Here is a 20,634-nt window from a genome sequence, read left to right on the forward strand (position 1 = left end):
GGACCTGATCAACAATGCTCACCCTGTCGCTCGAGAAGCCCGGCGTCGCGGTGCCTAAGCTGCAACTTTCGCTGAATAAGGGCGCGCGCTTTACCGCCAAGGTGGAATGGCGCTGCGACGCCGACCATGCGGACGACGTCGATGTCCACGCGCTGGAGGCGCGCAACGACGGCAATGGCGCCAAGGTGACCGAGCTGGTGAGTGTGCTCTCGACCTACAACACCACGCGAATGAACCCACAGGGTGGCGCGCTGGCGTCTAACACGGACGGCTCCTTCGCCACCCCGAGCGGTGGCTTGTCGCACAGCGGCGACCTTCGCGTGCAGAACAGCAGCGAATCAATCGTCATCGACGGATCGAAGTTGCCTGCGGGGGTCAATGAGATCCCTATTTTGGTAACGGTCCACGAGGCGGATCATGGCGGAGGGCATGAAGAGGGCGATGCCGATGAGGACGAGCCGGCGTTCGGCGACATCGACCTGTGCACGATCACGCTGACCGATGGCAGCGGACGCGAGCTCGGCGCGTACCAGCTGTCGTCCGAGTTCAAGGAGTTCAACGTGGTCCAGCTCGGCAGCCTCCTGCTTGGCCCTGAAGGCTGGGAATATGCCGCGGTGGGACGTGGCTTCAACGGGACATTTAACGACGTGCTCGCTCATTTCTCCTGAGCTGGTGACCGACGACTCGCCTTCCAACCGCGGGCCGGCCCGGCTGCGCCCGACGGTCATCGGCCCGATCGCGCCGGCCCAAAAGACTTTGCGCCGCTCCGCCGACCGCGCGCCGCCGTCCGTGTCCGAGCATGCGACCCGCCCCGTCGTAGCTCCCACCGCTATTCCCGGCGTCGAACGCAGGCGGATCGCCGTCACCGTCGCCGATATCGCCCGGCTGTCGCCCGGCGTCGCCCCCGCCGTCGCCGCCACCGCGGTGCGGCTCGTCGAGGGCTTCGTGGTCGAGGGTGCGCGCGACCGCACCATCACCTTGTGGGGCCACGGCGCGCAACAGGAGTACGCCGATCTTGTCGCACGGACGCTTGACCTGGCGCGGGCTGACGAACTGGGCCGGGTTCGGGCGTATGTGACGCGGATGATCGACTTGCTCGGTGCGATTGATCTGCCGGTGATCTGCGGCATCGGCCGGCCGGCCGGGGTGTTCGACCGGCTGTTTGGCGGAACGGGCCGGATCGATACACTCTGTGCGCTGGAAGACGCACGGGCCGAACTCGACCAGCTGGTGCGGCTGACGGCCGCCGCACTCGATCCCCTTCTGCGGCTGCGCGACCGGCTGAGCGAACAGGCGCGCCGGATTGAGGCCACCGGCGGCGACATCGAGGCGGCGGCGCTGGCGGCGGGGTTCCTGGCTGACCATCTCTCGATCACGCAGCCAGCGCTGTCGCAGCGGTTCCTGGAGCGCGCGATGAGCCTGACCCGCTCAGTCGTACAGCTTCGAGGCGACGATCCGCTCCGCGCCGCGCAGGCCGAGCAGCCGCTGCACCTGATCGCCGCGATCCAAGAAGCGGTGCTGGTGGCAATGCCCGCCTGGCTCTCCACCATAGCTGCATTGACCGCCACTGCGAGTGGGGCGCGCTCGCCCAACCCGACCGAGGCCGGCGAACTCCAACACCGCCTCCAAACTATTCTGCAGCAGCTCAAGACATGAAGGGCCCAAGACCATGACGCTCCAGCTCGACCTCCAGAAATCCGCCCGTACCCTGCGCGTGTCCCTCGAGAAGGCCGGTGTTGCCGCCGACGTCAAGGCCGAGCTGATCTTCGACATGGACGTATCGGGCTCGTTCGAGCACGAGCATGAGGAGGGCACCACCAGCCGGCTTATCGAGCGGCTGGTGCCCTTCGGCATGGAGCTTGATCCAGACGGGCGGATGGACGTCTTCACCTTCAGCGACGGGAAGCGTAGCGTGCAACACGTTGGTACAGTCGCGCCTGACGATTGCCGAGGGTATATTGTCCGCAACGTAGTAAAGCGCGTGCCTGGCTGGAACGGCGGCACAACTTACAGCTACGTGCTCGAACGGAATCTCCAGCACTTTGGTTGGCTGCCAGCTGAGGCGGGGGGTGGGTTCCTTAGTCGCTTCTTCGGGGTCGGCCAGGAGCCAGAATTTCGTACGAAGAAGCGTTCGATCGTCATCTTCGTAACCGATGGCGAGAACGACCCATCCGACCATGGCCGCACGATTCAAATCCTGGAGGAATCTGAACGGCGGGGCGATCAGGTTTATTTCCTGTTCGTCGGCGCATGCGAGCACGACGTCGATTTCGGCTTCCTGCGCCACATCGCCGCCCGCTTCCGTAACACGGGCGTTGTCATCATCCGCGATCTCGACGCCTTCGTCGAATTGTCCGACGAACAGCTCAACACTCAGCTGCTCGGCTCAGAACTGCTCGACTGGCTTAAATCCTAGGCGGTCATTTTACAATCAAATCACTTGGCAATTGATCGTAGCGTTATGACGTAGGATATTGCTGAGCCTCATCGGTCACGGCACGCTATTCTCCCGGGCGCGCGAAGATCGAACGGCCTACCGCATCACGCTGAGCAGATCATCGACGCTCGCCACCGCGAACGCGGAATATTCGTCGGCGACGGCGTAGGGCAGCAGCACACGCCGCCGGTGGAGCAGCGCGCCGCAGCTGTAGGTGACGTTCGGCACGTAGCCGCCATGCTCCTCGCCGCTCGGGAACAAAAGCGGAGAGGGTGTCCGCGCAAGCACCTTCGTAGGATCGTCCCGGTCGAGCAGGCAGGCGCCGATGCAGTAACCGCGGACCAGTCCCACGCCGTGGGTGAACACCAGCCACCCTTCGTCGATCTCGATCGGCGAGCCGCAATTGCCGATCTGGACGAACTCCCACGGGTAACGAGGCGCCATGATGGGCACGCCTTCTTCCCATCGCTCAAGCGTGTCAGATTGTAGAAGCCACAAGCTCTCACTATCCTGCCGTCCGAGCATTGTGTATCGCCCGTCGATGCGCCGCGGGAACAGCGCCATGCCTTTGTATCCCGCCATGGCGCCGACGAGTGGACGCATTTCATACGTGCGCACATCGATACCGCGCAAGAGCTCGGCGCGCGCCGTGCTGCCGTCGAAAGCTGTGTAGGTGCCGATTACGCTTTGCGCACCATCATGATCTGTAAAGCGGACCAATCGCAAATCTTCCACGCCCTGCCGCTGGCTGGGCAGGATGGGAAAGATGACCGTTTCCGAAATATCCTCGCTGTCATCGGACCGCAGTCGGACCCATCCCTGCTCCTGGCGCTCTATTCGGGGTGGCACGCCTTGGCCGCTCGCCGTATCGATGACGAGGCCGTCGCCACCGTCCCAGCTTCCGGAGCGGAAGGTGACCGACGAGACGTGACCCTCGCCAACCCCGCGCAACGAAAGAAGGAAGCGTATGCTGCCGTCGCCTGGGTCGCGATGGGGAATCTCGACGATGCTGGGGTTGAACAGCGCCGCGCTTTCGAAGGCGTATTCTTGGCTGAAATAGGCACCGACGAGCAGCCGATCGTCTTGGTCGACCACGTTGATCCCAAGCCCGCCTTTGACTTCCTCGAAGCGGTGCAGGAACACATTGTCGACGCGTCGATGACGCCTTTGCATCGCGCGGCGCAGCAACGCCAGCATCCGCCGCCGATAGGTAGGATCGAGCGCCATCAGCCGGGCCGCAACAGCTTGGCTCCTCGGCGGCCGGCCCGCTGCAAACGCCGCAGGATAGTCGAAACCGAAAGGGCGGATGACCGTCCGGGAGGGATCGGGCATCAGCTTAATGTCGAGCTTGGTAAAGACATCGGCTGCCTTGAGGGTGTCGGTCACTGCGTCATCCCGCGAGCTTTAGACGCAGCCGGACACGAGCGTACATCATGTCGGCTTCGCCTAGATAGGGCACTGTGATGCGAAGAGAAGTCAGCGCCATTTTCCCCGGTTGTAACTCCAGGCCGCAAAGCCCGCGCGATAGAGCGCGGCTGCTCGGAAGCTGAGGTAAAGCGCGAGACGGGGGTGGATCAAACCAAATCGCCGCGTCCGGCTTGAGGTAGCCATCATGGCCCGTGCGGCAAGCAGCCAAACGCCAGCCGGCAACAGCGCAACAACAACCGATGGTCGCTTTCTCATTCGAGTGCATCTTCCGAGTTCGTCATCTCGCTTGGCCGTCGACGTGCCGCCCGCTACTGCCGCGTGAAGTGACATTGATATCGAAATCAGCGGGAGAACCCCATGCGCGTTGTGGCCGCGCGAGTATATTGGGATGGCGTAGTCGCCCGGAAGCTCGCACCGGGCGCACTGGGTACCGGCGACCGAAATCGAACGGACGGTGCGTACATTGTCCGCATGGTCTGTCATGCTCGCGCTTCTGACATCGGCTACAGCGCTTTCCAGTGTGAATTTTCCCGGCATTGTAGGTGTGACGGCCAGGTTCGGCTAAGGCATTTTTCTTCTCGCCATGGGCAGCCTCTGCGCGGCGATCTGTCTGCGTCTGCGCCGACAACGCTGGGTGTAGCGTTTGAGAGAGCGGTCGGCGATCACACCTCTTCATTGTCCCCGCCACCGGCACCTTTAGGCCGCGCCGGCCGGACCGGTGGTGGCAGGTTGGCCGACAGGCGTAGCTTTGCGATCGTGATTTCCCTTTGGAGCCGGGCGTTGTCTGCCCGGATCGAACGGAAGGTGAAATGGCATAGAAAAGGGTGAACAGCGACAGTAGCGAACTCGCGATCAAACAGGCGCGCGGATACAGGCCCAGAGAACCCAGGACCATGATCGTGCCAGCGGCTGCCAGTCCCAACACCGTGACGATGATCGAGCGGCGTCGGAATGCGGCGCGGCGGGCCTGCGATCTCCTCTTTTCCTTCATGAGGCTTGATCCTCAATCTTCAAGTTATAACACGGCAGGTGTTTGCGGGCGCTACGGCAGGAGCACGGACGCGAGCGCCGCGCCGGCCATGACAATCGTTGCGAGGCAGCCAAGCACCAGAAGTGGACGCGAGGCTGTGAAATTGCCAAGCACCGATCGGCGATGGGCGATGGTCATCATCGTCGCCATGATCGGGACGGCGACAAAGCCGTTGATGACCGCGCTGTAGATAAGCGCATGCATCGGATCGATCGGTGACCAGCTGATCGCGAGCCCTACCAGTGTCGCAAGGCCGATGATGGTGTAGAAGCCCACCGCATGCCAGGGCTTTTCTTCGAGGCCGCATTTCCAGCCGCGGCTCTCACCTACGGCATAGGCGGCCGATCCCGCCAACACCGGAACCGCCAGCATGCCGGTGCCGATGATGCCGAGGGCGAAGAGCGCCAGGGCGAACTTGCCCGCGACCGGCTCGAGTGCCTTTGCGGCATCGGTCGCGGTCTGGATCGATGTCTGACCGGCGGCATTCAAGGTCGCCGCCGTGCCGATCATGATCGCGAGGGCCACCACAACCGAAATCGCCATGCCGGCGAAGGTGTCGATGCGGATGCGCTGAAACTCGCGCCGCGCCTGGCCGGGCGCCTCTTTCAAAGGTTTTGCATCAGGGTCCTGGGAGACTTGCTCGACCTCTTGCGCGGACTGCCAGAAGAACAGATAGGGACTGATCGTGGTCCCGAGGACGGCGACGATCATCGTCCAGGCACCGACGCCGGCCACCTTGGGCCAGACGAGGCCTACCAACACGGCGGACCAATCGATCTTTACCAGGAAGAGGACGGCAACATAGGCAAGCAGGCTCAGGGTCACCCATTTTAGCAAGGCAGCATAGCGCTTGTAAGGGACGAACAGCTGCAAGGTCAGTGAAACCAGTGCCAGGCCAACGGTCAGAATTTTGCCATCGAAGCCGACGATGAGCCCCGCCGCCTGACCCATAGCGGCGAGGTCGGCGCCGATATTGATCGTGTTGGCGATTAACAGCAGTGCCACGAGGCCCGCGACAAGCCATTTGGGCAAGGCGTTGCTCATATTCTTGGCAAGACCGCAACCGGTGACACGACCGATATGGGCGCTGATGAGCTGGATCGCGGTCATCAGCGGATAGACGAGCACCATGACCCAGAGGAGCTGGAAGCCGAAGCGAGCGCCGACCTGCGAGTAGGTGGCGATCCCGCTCGGGTCGTCGTCGGCCGCTCCGGTGACGAGCCCGGGGCCGAGCTGTTCAAACAGCGCTACCGATCGCAAGCGGCGATGGAACTTCTGCAGGGGTTTTGGGCGTGACCGCTGGAGGGCGTGCATCTGGACCGACTCAATCTTTCCGAGCTAGGTCGAAAATCGCCACCGTCGTGCTCGATCAAGCCAGTGGAAACTCAAGGAATCACTAAAACTACTGCGTGGGTTGCTTCATTTCGCCCATTGCGTCCACGGCATTCTTCCCGCCGTGCGCGACCGCATTGGTGTTGCAGTGCTGCATAGGATCAGCGCCCGCTGCGCCATGTACGGCTTTGTCGATATGTCGAATGGAATTGCATACGTCGAATAACTGCTAACTGAGCGCAGAGAGCCCCGAATAAACCGCGAACGGGCCGCCGCAATGGTGGCACCTTGGACGGTCTGGTGCATTCCACCAACTTTGGGCGCGCGCGAAGCGGCTAACCAACCCGGTCGACGGGAGATGAGCGCGCGGCTAGACAGAGGAAGGATGTGGCATGAAGCGACTGATTGCGTTCGATCTGGACGGCACGCTGGCGGAAAGCAAACAGCCTTTGTCCCAAGAGATGGGCGCCGCGCTATCGAGCCTTCTGGAGGTTGCGGATGTGGCGGTGATCTCGGGCGGTGACTGGCCGCAGTTCGACAAGCAAGTCGCATTGCGCCTGCCGGCCGACGCTAAGCGAGAGCGGCTCTGGCTGATGCCGACCACCGGCACCAAACTCTATCGGTTCGACGGGAGCGCGTGGCAAACGGTCTATGCGGACCTGTTCGAAAAGGAGGAGAAGGCAAAGATCCGCGCAGCTTTCGACCGGGCGCTGGCGGAGGCGGATCTGACCGATGAACGCATCTGGGGAGACCGGCTCGAAGACCGCGGCAGCCAGTTCACCTTTTCGGGGCTCGGGCAGCAAGCGCCGCTCGAAGCCAAGGAGGCATGGGATCCGGATCGCACCAAGCGGACGGCGCTTCAGGCCGTTCTCCGCGAAGCACTACCCGGTCTTTCGATCAACCTCGGCGGCACCACGTCGATCGACGTCACGCGCGCAGGCGTAGACAAGGGCTACGGTCTCAAGCGGTTGAGCGCGGAAAGCGGCGTCGGGCTGGATGAAATGCTGTTTCTGGGCGATGCGATCTATCCGGGCGGCAACGACTATCCGGCGGCCGAGATTGGTCTCGACACCGTAAGGGTTCGTGACGTCGCGGAGACGGTTTCGGTGATCACCGCGATCGTCGCTTGCCTGAAACGATGATCGCGCGGAGGGATTGTTGATGAAAGTAACCGTCACGGCAACGCTCGCTTGGAGAAAGCAGAATGTATGACGCGATCGTCGCGCTGATCTCCAACCTGGGCGGCCTTGGCGTATTTCTGCTCATGTTTGGGGAGATTCTTTTCCCGCCTGTCCCGTCCGAGGTCATCCTGCCGCTGGCCGGCTATACGGCAGCGCAGGGGCGCGGCTCGCTGCCGGTCGTGATCATGGCCGGCACGCTGGGGTCGGTCGCTGGTGCCACCCTCTGGTATTATGTGGGGCGCTGGATCGGGATCGAGCGGCTCAAGCGGTTTGCCGCGGATCATGGCCGCTGGCTGACGTTGACACCCGAAGAAATCGATCGGGTGGACAAATGGTTCGATCGCTATGGTCGCTGGGCGGTGCTGTTCGGCAGGCTGTTGCCGGGCATCCGCACGCTGATTTCGGTGCCGGCTGGTGTCACCGGCATGGCGCTGGGGCCATTTTTGGCCTGGACCACCATCGGATCGGCGGCGTGGACTGCCATGCTGGCCATCGCAGGCTATGAGTTGGGCGAGCGCTACGGCCAGATCGCCACGATTGTCGAGCCGGTCAGCAATGCCGTGCTGGCGTTGGCAGGAATCTGGTATCTTTGGCGCGTTGCGACCTTCGGTCGGAAGCATCGCTAAGTCGGACCGGCGTAATCAGGCATTGGGTGTGAGCAGGCCGGTGTCTCACCGGTGAGCGCTAAGCAGTGAAGCCATAGCGCCTCAAATCGACATGTTCATTATGTCCTTATAGGCTGTGAGCAGTTTGTTGCGTACCTGCAGAGTCGCTTCGAACTGAATGGACGCCTGCTGCTGAGTGAGCATGACGCTTGCGATGTCGGTTGTTTCTCCGCGCTCATAGGCTTCCGCCGCGGTGTCCTCGGCGTCCAGTCCGGTATTGACCCGGGCCAGCAGGCTTGAAAGCGTCGAGGCGAAACCGGGCACGGGACCCGCGGTTTCGGGGGGAGGAGTCCCGCCTGTGCTCGTTGCACGAAGGGTAGAAGGAGCGTTTTGGGCATTCACCAATGCCGTAGCGAATTGTGCGCCTCGTTGGGCATCGACCGGTGAACGCTGCACCGCGGCACGCAGGGCGGCATTGCCCTGGATGATCGCGTTGCGCGCGGCCATGATGCTGCCGATGTCGCTCATTCGTCCTGCTCCTTGAGGCGAGAAAATTGTCCTTCATTAAGGTTAACAAGCAGTGAAGGACTGCCCATTGCCTATCTCGGAACGGGCTTTCAAAGGAGCGATAGTCGGCGAAAGTCTACCGAGTACCGTATGGTGAGCCTGAACGTTTTTTAGAGCCGTTGCGGGCCTCTCGGTCGGTAGGTGTGGGCTTTGCCGGATCAGCACGGGGGGTGAGATAGGGCGCCCGACGCGGGTAGCGTTCGGTCGTAGTGGGGGTGGAATTGCCCTTGTAGTCGACGCCCGAGTAGGGGTGGCCTCCGTCCCAGTTGACGCCGCCATGTGACCCGGTCCAATTCACGCCGCCGCCATGCTGTCCGGCAAGTGCCGGCGCGGCCAGAAAGAGAGCCGCTGCCGATCCGGCCAAAAGCGACAAAGCACGCCTGTTCACGACAACCTCCTGACTTTAGTCAACCGTGGGCGAGCAGCGTGGCATCCTTTGGTTGAATTGGCGGTGAATGACGCTGACGCCCCGTAAAGCCAGCACGCTGCGCAGTTTGCTATGCGAAGGAGGCTCTGTGGTGTATCGTGAACATGCGGCCTTCGGGGAGGCACGCCAGAAGGAAGAACAATGTTGTTCACGAGATCGAGGCTTGCGGGAGTTGGTTTGCTGGCCGTACTTGCTTTGAGCGGATGCGCCACCACGCCGCGCGGACCAGGGTACGTCTATTACCGCGTGCCCTGCACGACCCCGGGTTCGATAGCCGCGGAGCCGATTGCGCCCGTTACCAGATCGCCGTCGCCTCCCGCGACCCCGACTGAAGGAGGTGTGACGGCGGCGCCGACCTGCCTGCTTGTCCTCTCTCCGGCGGTAGCCTCGCGCGGCTATTACCCTGCCGGTTATTACGGCCAACCCTATTTTGGCACCTTCGGCTACGGATCGGCGTTCGTTGGCTTGGGGCACCGTTCGATCGGCCATGGATCACGCGGCCATCACCGCATGAGCGGTGGCCATCATAATTCCGGACACGGCTCAGGCCACCACTGACAAGGACCCGGAGCTTAGCTGCGGTGCAATGATCGTAAAGCACTACTCTTCCGGCAGGTCTTCGACGCTTTCCCGGCCATCGTCATCCGGCTGCGGAAGCTGTTCCGGGGTCTGGTCGGGGCCGCGGGGTGGAGAGTCGGGATGCGGATCGGGTGGGGTGCTGGCCATGGCTATCTCCTTGCATCCCCAGAACCGGCGAGAGCGCCTGACAGTTCCAGATACCTCATTGGGCTAATGTGTGTCGAAGGCTACCAGCTTTTCAGAGCACGCAGTTGCGGTGTCTTCTTGTGCTGGTGCTCGCCCATGCGGCCGAGCAGGGTGTCGAGAACCTCGATCGCCTCGAGGATATGTGGGCCCTTGTTCAGCATCACGCATTCGGCGCGCGCGGCCATCGCCGCGTCGGTCATTTCGCCACGAGAAGGCCGGCCCTTCTTGACCAGGTTCTCCAGGACCTGCGTCGCCCAGATCACCGGCACGTGAGCAGCCTCGGCCAGCCAAAGGATCTCCTCCTGCATTTCGGCCATGCGGGCAAAGCCGATCTCAACGGCAAGGTCGCCCCGCGCGATCATCACGGCGGTAGGCTGCCGGCTGGCGGCGTGAACCATGATCTCCGGCAGATTGTCGATCGCCCGGATGGTCTCCACTTTGAGCACAATCGCGAGTTCCTGCCAGTCGTCGCGCAGTTCCGCCAACGCCTCCTGCAGCTGCATCACGTCGGCGGCGGACTGGACGAACGAGTATTGGACGCCGTCGGCATGGGCGGCAATGAACTTCAGGTCGCGGCGGTCCTTTTTCGTGAGCGCGGCGATGCCGAGATCGGCGTCGGGGAAGTTGAGGCCCTTTTCGGGTTTTAGCCTGACGCCCTTCTCCGGAGCCTGTTCGATAAGCACCAGCAGTCCGTCGTCGCCCGCTTCCTCGATCACGCCGCCGAGCTTGCCGTCGTTATAGAAAACATGGTCGCCGGTCCGGCTACTGCGCACCGCTTCGCCGAGCGTGCATTCGACTGCCGTAACCGCCTCATCCGTGTTGTGGGCACCCAGCGTACCGGGTTCGACGATCCTCAGGCGGTCGCCCACGTGCAGACGCCTCCTGCCGCCTTCCATGTCGCCGGTGCGGATCTTCGGACCGGCGAGATCCATGAAGATGCGCATCCTGTGGCCGGTCTCTTGCTCGGCTGAACGGGCGTGTTCGATCATCCGCAACCATCTGCGCGGACCGTCATGCGCGCAGTTGATGCGCAGTGCTTCGATCCTGCGGTCGGCGAGGTCTCGCATGAACGCAGGGTCTTCCGCGGCTTCGCTTGGACAGGTCACCATGATTGCGGTCGCGCGCAGATCGCCGGTCGCACCGAACAGGGCCTGCCGCCGCTCGGTCAGGCAGCGCTCGCCGGCGAAGAATGCTTCCGATGGCGGCCGCTCGTCCGGTTGCCTGCCGACAATCGCCGCAAGCGCCGCGCGGGTCGCCTGAAGCGCGGGGAGGACGTGCCCCTCCGATCGCCCCAACGAGGACAGGCCGAGCATCGTCAGCCCGCGCTGGAGCGGCCGCAGATCGTGTCCGCGTAGGGCGAGATAGTCCGCCAGGTTGGCGGCGCAGGAGGCAAACCCATGGGCTTCGCCAATATCCCATTGCCCCAACTTCGCGGCGCCTTCCCGCCGTACCTCGGTGGTCAGCGCATCGAGGCTGTCGAGCAGCGCGGCCGGTTCGGTGATCGCCTTGTCCGGCTGCGGGGACTGACGCACTTTCGGTCCCAGATGCCGATGGCGGCGCGGATCGCCCGCCGAGGCATGCCTGGCGTTTTTCATGCGCTGGCCCTTTTTGCTTCGCGGGCTTCGCACCGCGCATCGCGCAAAATCTCGATGCCGCCCTTGATCGCGATCACCGCGGTGAGAAAACCGACCAGGAGGTCGGGCCAGTTGGATCCCAGCCACCAGACCAGAGCACCGGCGACAAGGATCCCGCCGTTCGAGATGAAGTCGTTGAAGCTGAAAGTGGTCGCCGCGCGCAGGTTGACGTCTGGTTCTCGCAGCCGTTGCAGCAGTTTGAGGCAGACGAAGTTGACCACCGCCGCAATCGCCGACATGGTCATCATCGTGACGCCGATTGGCTCGCTGCCCTGTAGATAGCGGCGACCGACGTCGAGCAGGATACCGCCGGCGAAGATCAGGAGCATGAAGCCCGAAACGGCCGCCGCCCGCGTCTTCCACTTCGCCCCCCGGCTGAGAGCGATCAGGCTCAAGGCATAGACCGCCGCGTCCGACAGGTTGTCGAGCCCGTTGGCGAGAAGCGCGCTGGAATCTCCGCTAATGCCCGCGATCAGGAACGCGATCGCGATCGCGAGGTTGAGCACCAGGACGATCCACAGCGTCCGTCTCTCGTCTGGCCCTTCCGGCGCTCTGTCGTTCATGCGGCGCCTTTCGGATCGCTTGTCGGTCATGCGCGAGACGTCACGCCCTGGGTGATACGGCCGGCACGCCCTGCGGTTCCTCCGTGCCACGTTCCAGCAAGCTTGACCACAGCCACTCGTGACGGGAACCTCCGAAGGCGCCTATGGTTGCAGCGTCATGCGGCTTCCACCGATTCCCTATTGCGGCTCCGCGCCCCTTCCCGTCGAGATCTGGACGCGCTGGAATCCGGATCCGCTGGCGATAGGGCTGGTGATCGGTCTCTTCTTGATCGGCCGCGCAGTCCGAGCGCGGCCTCTTCCGCTCGCCGCAGGCTGTGCCATTCTCCTTCTGCTGTTCGTATCGCCGTTCTGTGCGTTGAGTTCGGCGCTGTTCTCGGCACGCGCGGCGCATCATATCCTGCTGACGGCCGTCGCGGCGCCTCTGCTGGCGATCGCATGGCCAGCCGTTCGGGGCAGGCCGGCGGCATGGGCCTGTGCCCATGCCCTGATCTTCTGGGCGTGGCACGCGCCGGCGGCCTATGCCTTCGCGCTTGCCAGCGACGGCGCCTACTGGCTTATGGAACTGACCCTGCTCGTCTCGGCGATCGGGCTCTGGCGCAGCGTGCTGGCCGCAACCGCCCCCACCGGCGTCGCGGTCCTGCTGGCGACGATGGTTCAGATGGGCTTACTCGGCGCTCTGCTCACCTTCGCGTCCACGCCGCTGTACGCCTGGCACTGGATCACGACGCAGCCCTGGGGCCTCAGCCCGGTGGAGGACCAGCAGCTTGCCGGCCTGCTGATGTGGATCGTGGGTGGAGCGATTTATCTCGTCGCCGCGCTCAGGCTGGCAGGCAATTGGCTCGCCGAGCGGCAGCGGATAGCGATCGCATGATCGAAGCGATCCGCGAATGGGCGGCGCGGCATACCGCCGATCGGCGCTACTCCCCGGTCGGCGTCGCCTTCCACTGGATCATGGCGGCCCTCATCTCCTTTCAGCTCTACTGGGGCTGGTATATGAGCCGCATGCCGGTGGGCGGCGACAAGCTGGACGCCTACAAGCTGCATTCCGAACTGGGCCTGGGCATGCTGGTGCTGGCGACGCTGCGCTTCGTGTGGCGCACGATCGTGCCGGGACCAATCAACGACGCGGATGGACTGGGTTGGCAAACCAAGCTCGCCTACGTCACCCATGCGCTCTTTTACATCTGCTTCTTCGGCCTGCCGCTGTCTGGCTGGGCGATGTGGTCGGCGCTGGGCGACGGGCCGAAGCTCGACCTGCTCGGCGCCGCGTGGCCGCAATTGCCGTTCCACGATATTCCGGTGGCGGCGCAATGGACCATCCTGGGTTGGGCAGACGGCATCCACACTCTGCTAATCCTGCTTCTGCTCGCGCTGATCCCCATGCATGTCGGGGCGGCGCTCAAGCATCATTTCTGGAACCGGCATGATGTGCTCATCGGGATGCTGCCGGAGTTGAAGGAGGACGAGCCGGCAGAAGCGGAGCCGCGCCATGGCCTGCCAGGATCGCAAGCTCGTCCGGCGCCAGTGCGCGGCTGATGGCCAGCATCGTGCCCGTGGGATCCCGCCGCTGACCCGATCGCCATGCCTCGATCTGCGCCGCGACGTAGGCCGGCGATTGCCCGGCAAGCGGCGGGTTGCCGGGGCCAACGCCTTCACCGTTCGGACCATGACAACTGGCGCATTTGCTGGCGTAAACCGGCGTCGATCGCCACGCGGATGCCGGGGGCGGCAGCGCGGCATAATAGGCCGAGACCTTGACCCGGTCCTCGCTGTCCAGTCGCCGGGCGATCGCACGCATCGCCACGTGCTTGCGCCGACCAGTGGCATAATCGTCCAGCTGGCGGACGAGATAACCGGCGTCGAGGCGGGCAAGACGCGGGGTCAGGCGTCCGTCCCCTTCGCCTTTCAAGCCGTGGCAGGTCGCGCAGGCGCTCGTAGGGCCACCGTTGCCGCCGCTGAACGCGATCACTTCGCCGGTCGCACGAAACGCCGGGTTGCCGCCCATCTCGTTGCATGCCGTCAGAAGCAGCGGAGCCAGCAGGCCGAGGCACAGAAAATATCGCGTCATCGCACGGGGAACCGAGTGGATGGCGGTCGGTTCCCCATCGGGGAAGGAAGATCTCTTTTGGGGGCACGCATTCTCTTGACCGCAGTCCTGCTGCTCGCCGCTTGCGACAAGCCCGAGATCGCGCCCAATGCCACGGGCGGCGAAGCAGCCGCGCGCGGCAAGACGGCGGCGGAACGCCTCGGCTGCGGGGCATGTCACGCCATGTCGGGCATCTGGCCGCAGGGAACGACCGGTCCTTCGCTCGAAAGGTTCGCACAGCGCGGCATGATCGCGGGCCGCTACCCCAACCGCCCTGATAATTTGGCTGCTTTCCTGCGCAATTCTTCCGGCACTGCCATGCCGACGGTCACCATGACCGCAGCGCAGGCCGACGACATCGCGGCGTTCCTGCATGAGCAATAGCGCCACCTTGAAGGCGGCGCTCGGCGGCTGGCCGCCAGCGGTGCTCGATCCGGCCGGCCCATACGCCGAGCCCATCACGCGGCTGGCCTGGGCGCTGCTGCTCGGCGGCACGGCCGTACTGCTGATCGTCCTCGCCGCACTCGCGGTGGCGCTCTGGGGCAAGCCGGCGTTGAGAAAGCGGCTGGGCGGCGACCGGACGATCTGGATCGGCGGCGTGGTCTTTCCCGGCGTCGTGCTGACGGCCCTGCTGGTCTGGGGCCTGTGGCTGACCGGCAGCCTGCAGGCGACGGCAGCACGAGCGGGCGAGATGCGCGTCAGGGTTACGGGCGAAATGTGGTGGTGGCGCGTGACCTACCTCGGCGAACGCGGCGAGACCGTGATCCGCGATGCCAACGAACTGCATGTGCCCGTCGGGCAACCGGTCCTGCTGGAACTGGAATCGGCGGACGTCCTTCACAGCTTCTGGGTGCCGAGGCTTGCCGGCAAGATGGACATGATCCCCGGCCGCCGCAACCTGCTGCGCATCCGCGCCGAGCAGCCGGGCACCTATGGCGGGCAATGCGCAGAATATTGCGGCGGCGCCCATGCGCTGATGGGCTTCGTCGTCGTCGCGCATACGCCGGAAAGCTTCGCCCGCTGGCGCGCCGAACGTCTGGCGCCTCCGCCGCCGGTCTCAGGGCGCGGGCCCGAACTGTTCCTCGCCAGCGGCTGTGCTGGCTGCCACGCCATTCGCGGCACGCCCGCCAACGGCACGGCCGGTCCCGACCTGACCCATGTCGGCGCACGGCGATCGCTGGGCGCGGGCATCCTGCCCAATAATCGCGGCACGCTGGCCGGTTGGATCGCCGACAGCCAGACGATCAAGCCGGGCAACCGCATGCCCAACTACAAGCAGTTCAGCCCCGACGATCTCAACGCGCTGGCCGCATATATGGAAAGCCTCAAATGAGGTCGGAGACCGGGTTCGATCCCGATCTCTACCAGCGGTTCCCGACGCAGGAGGAACGCCCGGCCGAGGAAGAGGAGGAACTGCGCCGTATTTGGTGCGCGCCGCACGGCTGGGAATATCTGACCGTCGTCAACAACAATTATGTCGGCATCTTCTATCTCGGCACCGCCTTCCTGTTCTTCCTGCTGGCGGGCGTGCTGGCGCTGCTGATGCGGGTCCAGCTCGCCGCGCCGCTGATGGAGGTGCTGCCACAGGCGACCTACAATCAGGTCTTCACCATGCACGGCACGGTGATGATGTTTCTCTTCGCCGTGCCGATGGTCGAGGCGGCGGGCGTGCTGCTGCTGCCGCAGATGCTGGCCGCGCGCGACCTGCCGTTCCCGCGCCTCTCGGCCTATGCCTTCTGGGCCTATGCGGTGGGCGGGCTCGCCTTCTTCGCCTCGCTGTTCGTCGGCCTTGCCCCCGACGGCGGCTGGTTCATGTACCCGCCCTATACGTCCAAGGCCTATTCGCCCGGCATCAACGCCGACTTCTGGCTGCTCGGCATCGGTTTCATCGAGATCAGCGCAATCGCCGGCGCGATCGAGATCATCGTCGGCGTCCTGCGCACCCGCGCGCCGGGCATGAGCCTCGACAAGATGCCGATCTTCGCCTGGGCCATGCTGGTCTTCGCGGTGATGATCATCATCGCCTTTCCCAGCGTAATCCTGGCGACGCTGCTGCTGGAGATCGAGCGTGCCTTCAACTGGCCCTTCTTCGACGCGGCGCGCGGCGGCGATCCGGTGCTATGGCAGCATCTGTTCTGGTTCTTCGGCCATCCCGAGGTCTACATCATCTTCCTGCCCGCCGCCGGCATGATGAGCATGATCGTGCCCACCGTCGCGAAGGCGGAACTGGTCGGCTACCGCCTGATCGTGCTGGCCATGATCGCCACCGGCTTCATCAGCTTCGGCGTCTGGGCGCATCACATGTTCACCGTCGGCCTGCCGCCGATGACGACGGGCTTCTTCTCCGCCGCCTCGATGGCGGTCAGCCTGCCCGCCGGCATCCAGGTCTTCTCGTGGATCGCGACGCTGGCGATCGGCAGGCCGCGCTTCAACGCGCCGGGGCTGTTCGTGCTCGGCAGCATCGTCATCTTCGTGACCGGCGGGCTGACCGGCGTGATGGTCGCGCTGGTGCCGTTCGACTGGCAGGCGCACGACACCTATTTCATCGTCGCGCACCTCCACTATGTGCTGATCGGCGGCATGGTGTTCCCGCTGTTCGCCGCGATGTATTACTGGATCCCGATGGTCAGTAGCCGCGCGATGAGCGAGCGGCTGGCGAAATGGGTGTTCGGCCTGATGTTCACCGGCATGAACGTCGCCTTCATGCCGATGCACCTCGCCGGCCTGATGGGCATGCCGCGCCGCGTCTACACCTATCTGCCGGGCAGCGGCTGGGACATGCTGAACCTCATCTCGACGGTCGGGGCGTTCCTGTTCGCCTTCGGCGTCCTGCTGTTCCTGATCGATCTCGCGCGCAATTTCCGCATGGCGCCGGGCGGCGGCAATGCCGGCAATGTCTATGGCGCGGGCTCGCTCGAATGGCTGCCGACCGAACTCTATTCGACGCGCTCGATCCCGGTGGTGAAGAGCCGCGAGCCCCTGTGGGACGACCCCAAGATTTCCGACAATGTCGAGCAGGGCCGCTATTTCCTGCCGCGCTCGGCCACCGGTCTGCGCGAAACGATCGTCACCAGCCCGCTGCTGGCCGAACCGCAATATGTCCAGATCATGCCCGGCCCATCGGTCTGGCCGCTCGTCGCGGCGATTTTCACCGCCTTCTTCTTCCTCGCGTTGACGGTGCAGGCCTATATGTTCGGCCTCGCCAGCGGCGTCATCACCGTCATGGCCATGCTGCGCTGGCTGTCGGAGACCGACCGGCCGATCGCGCAGGACGAGGTCGACATCGGCGCCGGCATCATGGTGCCGACCTACATGACCGGCCCGCGCAGCCATGGCTGGTGGGCGATGGTCATCCTGATGATCGTCATGGCCATGATCTCGGCCATGGCGATGTTCGGGCTTGCCTTCCTGTGGAGCAACCAACCCACCTTCTGGACGCCGCCGGCATTGCTTGGCGAAGGTGCGCCCATAGCGCTGGGCTACGGACTCGTCGTGGCCGCCGCCGTGTCGTCTCGGTGGCTGCACCGCATAGGCAATAATTGGGCGGTCGCCCCCGTGCTGCTCGCGGGTTTGGCGGCGCCGCTGCTCACCTGGCTCGATATCCGCATGTGGAGCGCCGTGCTGGCCCCCGACGCCAGCGGCCAGGGGGCGGCGGTGTTCGCCATCCTATCACTGCAGGGCACCGTGGCCGCGATCGGCATCCTGTTCGCCGCCTATCTCGGCTGGCGAGCGCTGCGCGGGCTCATCACGCCGACGCGCAACAGCACGCTCGACCTCGCCTGCCTGTTCATCGGCTATTGCGGCGCGCAGGGGCTGGTGGGTACGATTTTCACCCGCGCGGTCGGCGCGTGAAAAGCTGGCTGATTCTACTCGGCGGCTTCATCGTCTGGACCGTCCATTTCTTCGGCCTCTATCTGATCGCGGAGTTCGCGCCGTCGGCAACGCTCGTTATCGCGCTGACAATTCTCTGCATCATCGCCGATCTATGGCTGCTGCGCTGGCTTCGCGCGATGGCATGCTCGGAAGCATTCGCGCAGTGGCGGCGGTCGGTTGGCATGGCGGGCGCTGTCTTGAGCCTCCTCGCCGTGCTTTGGCAGGGCTTGCCCGTCATGCTGGCCTGACGCTCGCGGACGAGAAAACCCGTCAAACGCCGATGCGTTCTGCCCCCTCGCATTTTATCCCGCGATATCTGCGAGAACCGCCGCAAGCGAGATTAGCGTATAGAGTATCGCCGCCATCGACCGGCCCTTGACCCCGTCACTATCCAAGCCATTGCACGGTGCCGATGACCATGGCGATGATGGCCAGGATGCCGATCAGGAGCAGCCTTTCCAGGCGCGGGTCGGCGACATTCCGGATTCGCGCCGCCATCTGCCACGCCGGGCGAAGCGGAACGCGCCCCGAGCCCGAGGCGATCCGGTCGAACTGCGCGTCCGAAAGGCCGAAGAAGGCTGTCATCGCGCCGCGGGATCGGTCCCTCAGACCGGTGACCCGAAACACGGGATCTGCCCACGCGATATCGATCGCGCTCGGGCTCGATACCATCGGGATGACTTCACGACCTGACGCCCATGAAGGCCGCACGAGCCCGACAAGCTGATAAGGGTTGCGGTCGAATAACGAGGCCCAGCGTTCCAGGCGAGCGCGCCGACCATAAGGTTCGAACGCGGGATCAGAGGCGGTGCGGCCGGCGCGCGCAGGAAAGTGGCGCTTCAGTCGTCCCCTCGACGACGCATCGTCCCTCACGGGGGCGTGGCTTCGCGGGAATGATCGCACCGACCCACGGGACTTTCAGTCGAACAATTCGCTCAGGAAGCTCTTGCGGCGACCACGATGGCCACGCTCGTAGCCGTGCTTGCCTCCGTGATCGCTGTGGCCGCGACGGTCGTCGAACGCCCCCGCGCGCCCTCCGCCGGACCACGCGTCGCCAGTCGGGCGGGCTGCTGCATCGCTTATATTGCGCTCGATGATCTTGTCGAGTTCGCCCCGGTCGAGCCAGACCCCGCGACATTGCGGGCAATAGTCGATCTCGATGCCCTGACGCTCGCTCATGACCAGATCAACCCGGCAGGTAGGGCAAAGGAGACCTGGCGCTGCACGGTTTTCCATTGTGACAAATCCTTCTTTCCTGACGGGATCGAGCACGATTTCGCGCATCCTCATATAGCCTAGATAGCAGGCTTCCTCTCGAACGAATCGCAGATTCGGGCAGAGCCTTCTGCGCCAGCATGAAAGAGCGTCGGAGGGATCGCTGCGTGCGGCCCGCACGACCCCATCTGCGCTTCTCTCCACCTGCGATCCGCATGCATTTCAATGATCGCCTTTCTCTGCGGGGGTCTGTCCGTCCCTGTTCCGCAAGTCATTGTGCATGGCCGTGGCCGCGACTGCTGCATGGCCCATGGCCACGCTGATCTGATCGAGCGCCATCACGATATCGCCAGCCGCATACACACCTTCCATGGATGCGCGCTGCTTGGTATCGACGACGATGCAGCGATCGTCGCTCAGTTCGACATCAAGTTGCCTGGCGAGCGCATTGTTGGTGTCGGAGCCGAGCGCGGGATAGATCGTGTCGAACCGCAATTCGGTGTCATCGATCAGATGCACCACCACCTGATCGCCGGAGAAATCCAGCCGGTCGAGCGTGCTCGACGCGACCACGATCCCCGCATGGCTCAGACTTTCCCGGTCGCTGTCGTCGAGCTCGGTGGATTGATGCGCGAGCAGCGTGATCCGATCCGAAAAGGTTCGCAGGAACAAGGCTTCCGCCACACCATGGGTATCAGCGCCAATGACCCCGATCGACTGGTGGCTTGCCTCGAAGCCGTCGCAGACAGGACAATAGCGCAGAAGCCCCCGATCGAGGGCGTCCCGATGGGTGTCCTCGTTCATTTCCGGACGCCGGTTCTCCACGCCCGTCGCGATCAGGATCTGGCGCGCGGAAATGCTCAGCCCCTCACCGCGAGCGGCGAACGCATCCGCGGACCCTTCGATCACGTCTACGCGGCCGGCCCTGATCGTCGCGCCATAGCGCTCGGCCTGGGCGCGCATGCGAAGGAGAAGATCCTCGCCGCCAATGCCGTCCGGGAAACCGGCATGATTGTGCGAAAGCGGGATCCACTTCGCGCGGCTATGGCCTTCATCCACCACGACGACCCGGCGGCGATAGCGTGCGAGATAGATGGCGGCGGTCAGCCCCGCCGGACCGCCCCCGATAATCAGAGCGTCGCAGCAATCTTGCGTCATATTGTCCGCGGCTTCCTTCTCGAGCGGCCCGGGCGTTTGGTTTCCGAGCCCACCGGATCAACCCTGTAGTGCACGGCAAGATGGATCACGGGCGGCGGTGTCCTCATCCCGGCAGTCGCCGCACAGGCGGTTGGCCGGAACGGCGACATCGATCTGCTTGGGGTAAGGCAGGTCGAGGTTCGCCATGATCTCGATAAACTGTTCAAGGGCTCTGTTGCAAAAATCGTGAAGCTTGAGCATGCTTGGCGGAGATTGGACGGACGGAACGATGACGGATTTCAAGTGGCGCCATTTCCAGGGTGATGTGATCCTGTGGGCGGTGCGCTGGTATAC

21 protein-coding genes and 1 pseudogene are annotated in these 20,634 nt (G+C 64.1%); 11 read left to right on the top strand and 11 right to left on the bottom strand.

Annotated features, from left to right (window positions below):
- Positions 1–14 precede the first annotated feature (14 nt).
- From WP12_RS13150 to WP12_RS13160, 3 genes are read left to right on the top strand one after another with little or no spacing between them, the layout of a single operon-like run.
- Positions 15–668: a TerD family protein gene (locus WP12_RS13150; RefSeq protein WP_007015393.1), complete on the top strand. Its 654-nt coding sequence runs from the start codon at positions 15–17 to the stop codon at positions 666–668.
- Between the two features lie 4 nt (positions 669–672).
- Positions 673–1,656: a hypothetical protein gene (locus tag WP12_RS13155; protein WP_052118041.1), complete on the top strand. Its 984-nt coding sequence runs from the start codon at positions 673–675 to the stop codon at positions 1,654–1,656.
- Positions 1,657–1,669: 13 nt separating this feature from the next.
- Positions 1,670–2,416 (top strand): VWA domain-containing protein, encoded by a 747-nt coding sequence (locus WP12_RS13160; RefSeq protein ID WP_041565047.1) that lies wholly within the window; start codon positions 1,670–1,672, stop codon positions 2,414–2,416.
- A 117-nt stretch (positions 2,417–2,533) separates the two neighbouring features.
- Here WP12_RS13160 and WP12_RS13165 read toward each other — a convergent pair whose 3' ends face one another.
- Together WP12_RS13165 and WP12_RS13170 are read right to left on the bottom strand one after the other, a co-directional pair.
- Positions 2,534–3,769 (bottom strand): glycoside hydrolase family 130 protein, encoded by a 1,236-nt coding sequence (locus tag WP12_RS13165; protein ID WP_046194156.1) that lies wholly within the window; start codon positions 3,767–3,769, stop codon positions 2,534–2,536.
- 1,138 nt (positions 3,770–4,907) lie between these two features.
- Positions 4,908–6,209: an NRAMP family divalent metal transporter gene (locus WP12_RS13170; protein WP_039858469.1), complete on the bottom strand. Its 1,302-nt coding sequence runs from the start codon at positions 6,207–6,209 to the stop codon at positions 4,908–4,910.
- Between the two features lie 410 nt (positions 6,210–6,619).
- Between WP12_RS13170 and WP12_RS13175 the strand changes: the two genes are divergently transcribed.
- Positions 6,620–7,369 (top strand): HAD-IIB family hydrolase, encoded by a 750-nt coding sequence (locus tag WP12_RS13175; protein ID WP_007015386.1) that lies wholly within the window; start codon positions 6,620–6,622, stop codon positions 7,367–7,369.
- A 62-nt stretch (positions 7,370–7,431) separates the two neighbouring features.
- Positions 7,432–8,034 carry a DedA family protein gene (locus tag WP12_RS13180; RefSeq protein ID WP_046194150.1) on the top strand — a complete coding sequence of 201 codons (603 nt, stop codon included), beginning with the start codon at positions 7,432–7,434 and terminating at the stop codon, positions 8,032–8,034.
- Between the two features lie 81 nt (positions 8,035–8,115).
- Here WP12_RS13180 and WP12_RS13185 read toward each other — a convergent pair whose 3' ends face one another.
- The 4 genes from WP12_RS13185 to WP12_RS13195 form a co-directional block, all read right to left on the bottom strand.
- Positions 8,116–8,541 carry a flagellar hook-basal body complex protein FliE gene (locus WP12_RS13185; RefSeq protein WP_007015384.1) on the bottom strand — a complete coding sequence of 142 codons (426 nt, stop codon included), beginning with the start codon at positions 8,539–8,541 and terminating at the stop codon, positions 8,116–8,118.
- A gap of 1,066 nt (positions 8,542–9,607) precedes the next feature.
- Positions 9,608–9,733, bottom strand: coding sequence for a hypothetical protein (locus WP12_RS26230; RefSeq protein WP_007015382.1), 126 nt, complete (start codon positions 9,731–9,733; stop codon positions 9,608–9,610).
- 80 nt (positions 9,734–9,813) lie between these two features.
- Complete coding sequence (locus WP12_RS13190) at positions 9,814–11,367, bottom strand: pyruvate kinase (RefSeq protein WP_200894526.1); 1,554 nt, start codon at positions 11,365–11,367, stop codon at positions 9,814–9,816.
- Complete coding sequence (locus WP12_RS13195; protein ID WP_039858464.1) at positions 11,364–11,969, bottom strand: cation transporter; 606 nt, start codon at positions 11,967–11,969, stop codon at positions 11,364–11,366. Before WP12_RS13195 ends, WP12_RS13190 begins: the two co-directional genes overlap by 4 nt.
- 157 nt (positions 11,970–12,126) lie before the next feature.
- Between WP12_RS13195 and WP12_RS13200 the strand changes: the two genes are divergently transcribed.
- Positions 12,127–12,840, top strand: a complete 714-nt coding sequence (locus WP12_RS13200) for a cytochrome c oxidase assembly protein (protein ID WP_007015378.1) — start codon at positions 12,127–12,129, stop codon at positions 12,838–12,840.
- Entirely contained in the window at positions 12,837–13,505 is a 669-nt protein-coding gene (locus WP12_RS13205) for a cytochrome b (RefSeq protein ID WP_007015379.1), read from the top strand. Before WP12_RS13200 ends, WP12_RS13205 begins: the two co-directional genes overlap by 4 nt.
- Here the strand turns inward: WP12_RS13205 and WP12_RS25850 are convergent.
- Positions 13,402–14,037, bottom strand: coding sequence for a c-type cytochrome (locus WP12_RS25850; protein ID WP_081474081.1), 636 nt, complete (start codon positions 14,035–14,037; stop codon positions 13,402–13,404). The two genes, WP12_RS13205 and WP12_RS25850, sit on opposite strands and share 104 nt — an antisense overlap.
- A gap of 75 nt (positions 14,038–14,112) precedes the next feature.
- Between WP12_RS25850 and WP12_RS25855 the strand changes: the two genes are divergently transcribed.
- The 4 genes from WP12_RS25855 to WP12_RS13225 are packed head-to-tail and all read left to right on the top strand — an operon-like array spanning position 14,113 to position 18,176.
- Complete coding sequence (locus WP12_RS25855) at positions 14,113–14,439, top strand: c-type cytochrome (protein ID WP_235399131.1); 327 nt, start codon at positions 14,113–14,115, stop codon at positions 14,437–14,439.
- Positions 14,429–15,388: a cytochrome c oxidase subunit II gene (gene coxB, locus WP12_RS13215; RefSeq protein WP_039858458.1), complete on the top strand. Its 960-nt coding sequence runs from the start codon at positions 14,429–14,431 to the stop codon at positions 15,386–15,388. Before WP12_RS25855 ends, coxB begins: the two co-directional genes overlap by 11 nt.
- Positions 15,385–17,907 carry a cbb3-type cytochrome c oxidase subunit I gene (locus WP12_RS13220; RefSeq protein ID WP_007015374.1) on the top strand — a complete coding sequence of 841 codons (2,523 nt, stop codon included), beginning with the start codon at positions 15,385–15,387 and terminating at the stop codon, positions 17,905–17,907. Before coxB ends, WP12_RS13220 begins: the two co-directional genes overlap by 4 nt.
- On the top strand, positions 17,904–18,176 hold the full coding sequence (locus WP12_RS13225) for a hypothetical protein (protein WP_041565048.1): 273 nt from the start codon (positions 17,904–17,906) through the stop codon (positions 18,174–18,176). Before WP12_RS13220 ends, WP12_RS13225 begins: the two co-directional genes overlap by 4 nt.
- Before the next feature lie 139 nt (positions 18,177–18,315).
- On the opposite strand, the gene WP12_RS25860 is transcribed toward WP12_RS13225, so the two are convergent.
- The 4 genes and pseudogenes from WP12_RS25860 to WP12_RS26475 all read right to left on the bottom strand — a co-directional run.
- Complete coding sequence (locus WP12_RS25860) at positions 18,316–18,513, bottom strand: hypothetical protein (RefSeq protein ID WP_007015373.1); 198 nt, start codon at positions 18,511–18,513, stop codon at positions 18,316–18,318.
- A 333-nt stretch (positions 18,514–18,846) separates the two neighbouring features.
- A complete protein-coding gene (locus tag WP12_RS13235; protein WP_039858453.1) occupies positions 18,847–19,107 on the bottom strand; it encodes a TFIIB-type zinc ribbon-containing protein in 261 nt (86 codons plus the stop codon).
- 258 nt (positions 19,108–19,365) lie between these two features.
- Positions 19,366–20,301, bottom strand: coding sequence for an NAD(P)/FAD-dependent oxidoreductase (locus WP12_RS13240; protein ID WP_007015371.1), 936 nt, complete (start codon positions 20,299–20,301; stop codon positions 19,366–19,368).
- 57 nt (positions 20,302–20,358) lie between these two features.
- Positions 20,359–20,634, bottom strand: a pseudogene (locus tag WP12_RS26475) (hypothetical protein); the annotation flags it as partial.

The organism is Sphingomonas sp. SRS2 (assembly GCF_000971055.1).
GTDB lineage: Bacteria > Pseudomonadota > Alphaproteobacteria > Sphingomonadales > Sphingomonadaceae > Rhizorhabdus.

Coding starts and splice junctions, on each gene's coding strand:
- WP12_RS13195 (WP_039858464.1), bottom strand. CDS start 11,969: ATGAACGACAGAGCGCCGGAAGGGCCAGACGAGAGACGGACGCTGTGG.
- WP12_RS13205 (WP_007015379.1), top strand. CDS start 12,837: ATGATCGAAGCGATCCGCGAATGGGCGGCGCGGCATACCGCCGATCGG.
- WP12_RS13160 (WP_041565047.1), top strand. CDS start 1,670: ATGACGCTCCAGCTCGACCTCCAGAAATCCGCCCGTACCCTGCGCGTG.
- WP12_RS26230 (WP_007015382.1), bottom strand. CDS start 9,733: ATGGCCAGCACCCCACCCGATCCGCATCCCGACTCTCCACCCCGCGGC.
- coxB (WP_039858458.1), top strand. CDS start 14,429: ATGAGCAATAGCGCCACCTTGAAGGCGGCGCTCGGCGGCTGGCCGCCA.
- WP12_RS13190 (WP_200894526.1), bottom strand. CDS start 11,367: ATGAAAAACGCCAGGCATGCCTCGGCGGGCGATCCGCGCCGCCATCGG.
- WP12_RS13185 (WP_007015384.1), bottom strand. CDS start 8,541: ATGAGCGACATCGGCAGCATCATGGCCGCGCGCAACGCGATCATCCAG.
- WP12_RS13200 (WP_007015378.1), top strand. CDS start 12,127: ATGCGGCTTCCACCGATTCCCTATTGCGGCTCCGCGCCCCTTCCCGTC.
- WP12_RS13150 (WP_007015393.1), top strand. CDS start 15: ATGCTCACCCTGTCGCTCGAGAAGCCCGGCGTCGCGGTGCCTAAGCTG.
- WP12_RS25860 (WP_007015373.1), bottom strand. CDS start 18,513: ATGACAGCCTTCTTCGGCCTTTCGGACGCGCAGTTCGACCGGATCGCC.
- WP12_RS25850 (WP_081474081.1), bottom strand. CDS start 14,037: ATGACGCGATATTTTCTGTGCCTCGGCCTGCTGGCTCCGCTGCTTCTG.
- WP12_RS13165 (WP_046194156.1), bottom strand. CDS start 3,769: ATGCCCGATCCCTCCCGGACGGTCATCCGCCCTTTCGGTTTCGACTAT.
- WP12_RS13220 (WP_007015374.1), top strand. CDS start 15,385: ATGAGGTCGGAGACCGGGTTCGATCCCGATCTCTACCAGCGGTTCCCG.
- WP12_RS13235 (WP_039858453.1), bottom strand. CDS start 19,107: ATGAGCGAGCGTCAGGGCATCGAGATCGACTATTGCCCGCAATGTCGC.
- WP12_RS13170 (WP_039858469.1), bottom strand. CDS start 6,209: ATGCACGCCCTCCAGCGGTCACGCCCAAAACCCCTGCAGAAGTTCCAT.
- WP12_RS13180 (WP_046194150.1), top strand. CDS start 7,432: ATGTATGACGCGATCGTCGCGCTGATCTCCAACCTGGGCGGCCTTGGC.
- WP12_RS13240 (WP_007015371.1), bottom strand. CDS start 20,301: ATGACGCAAGATTGCTGCGACGCTCTGATTATCGGGGGCGGTCCGGCG.
- WP12_RS13175 (WP_007015386.1), top strand. CDS start 6,620: ATGAAGCGACTGATTGCGTTCGATCTGGACGGCACGCTGGCGGAAAGC.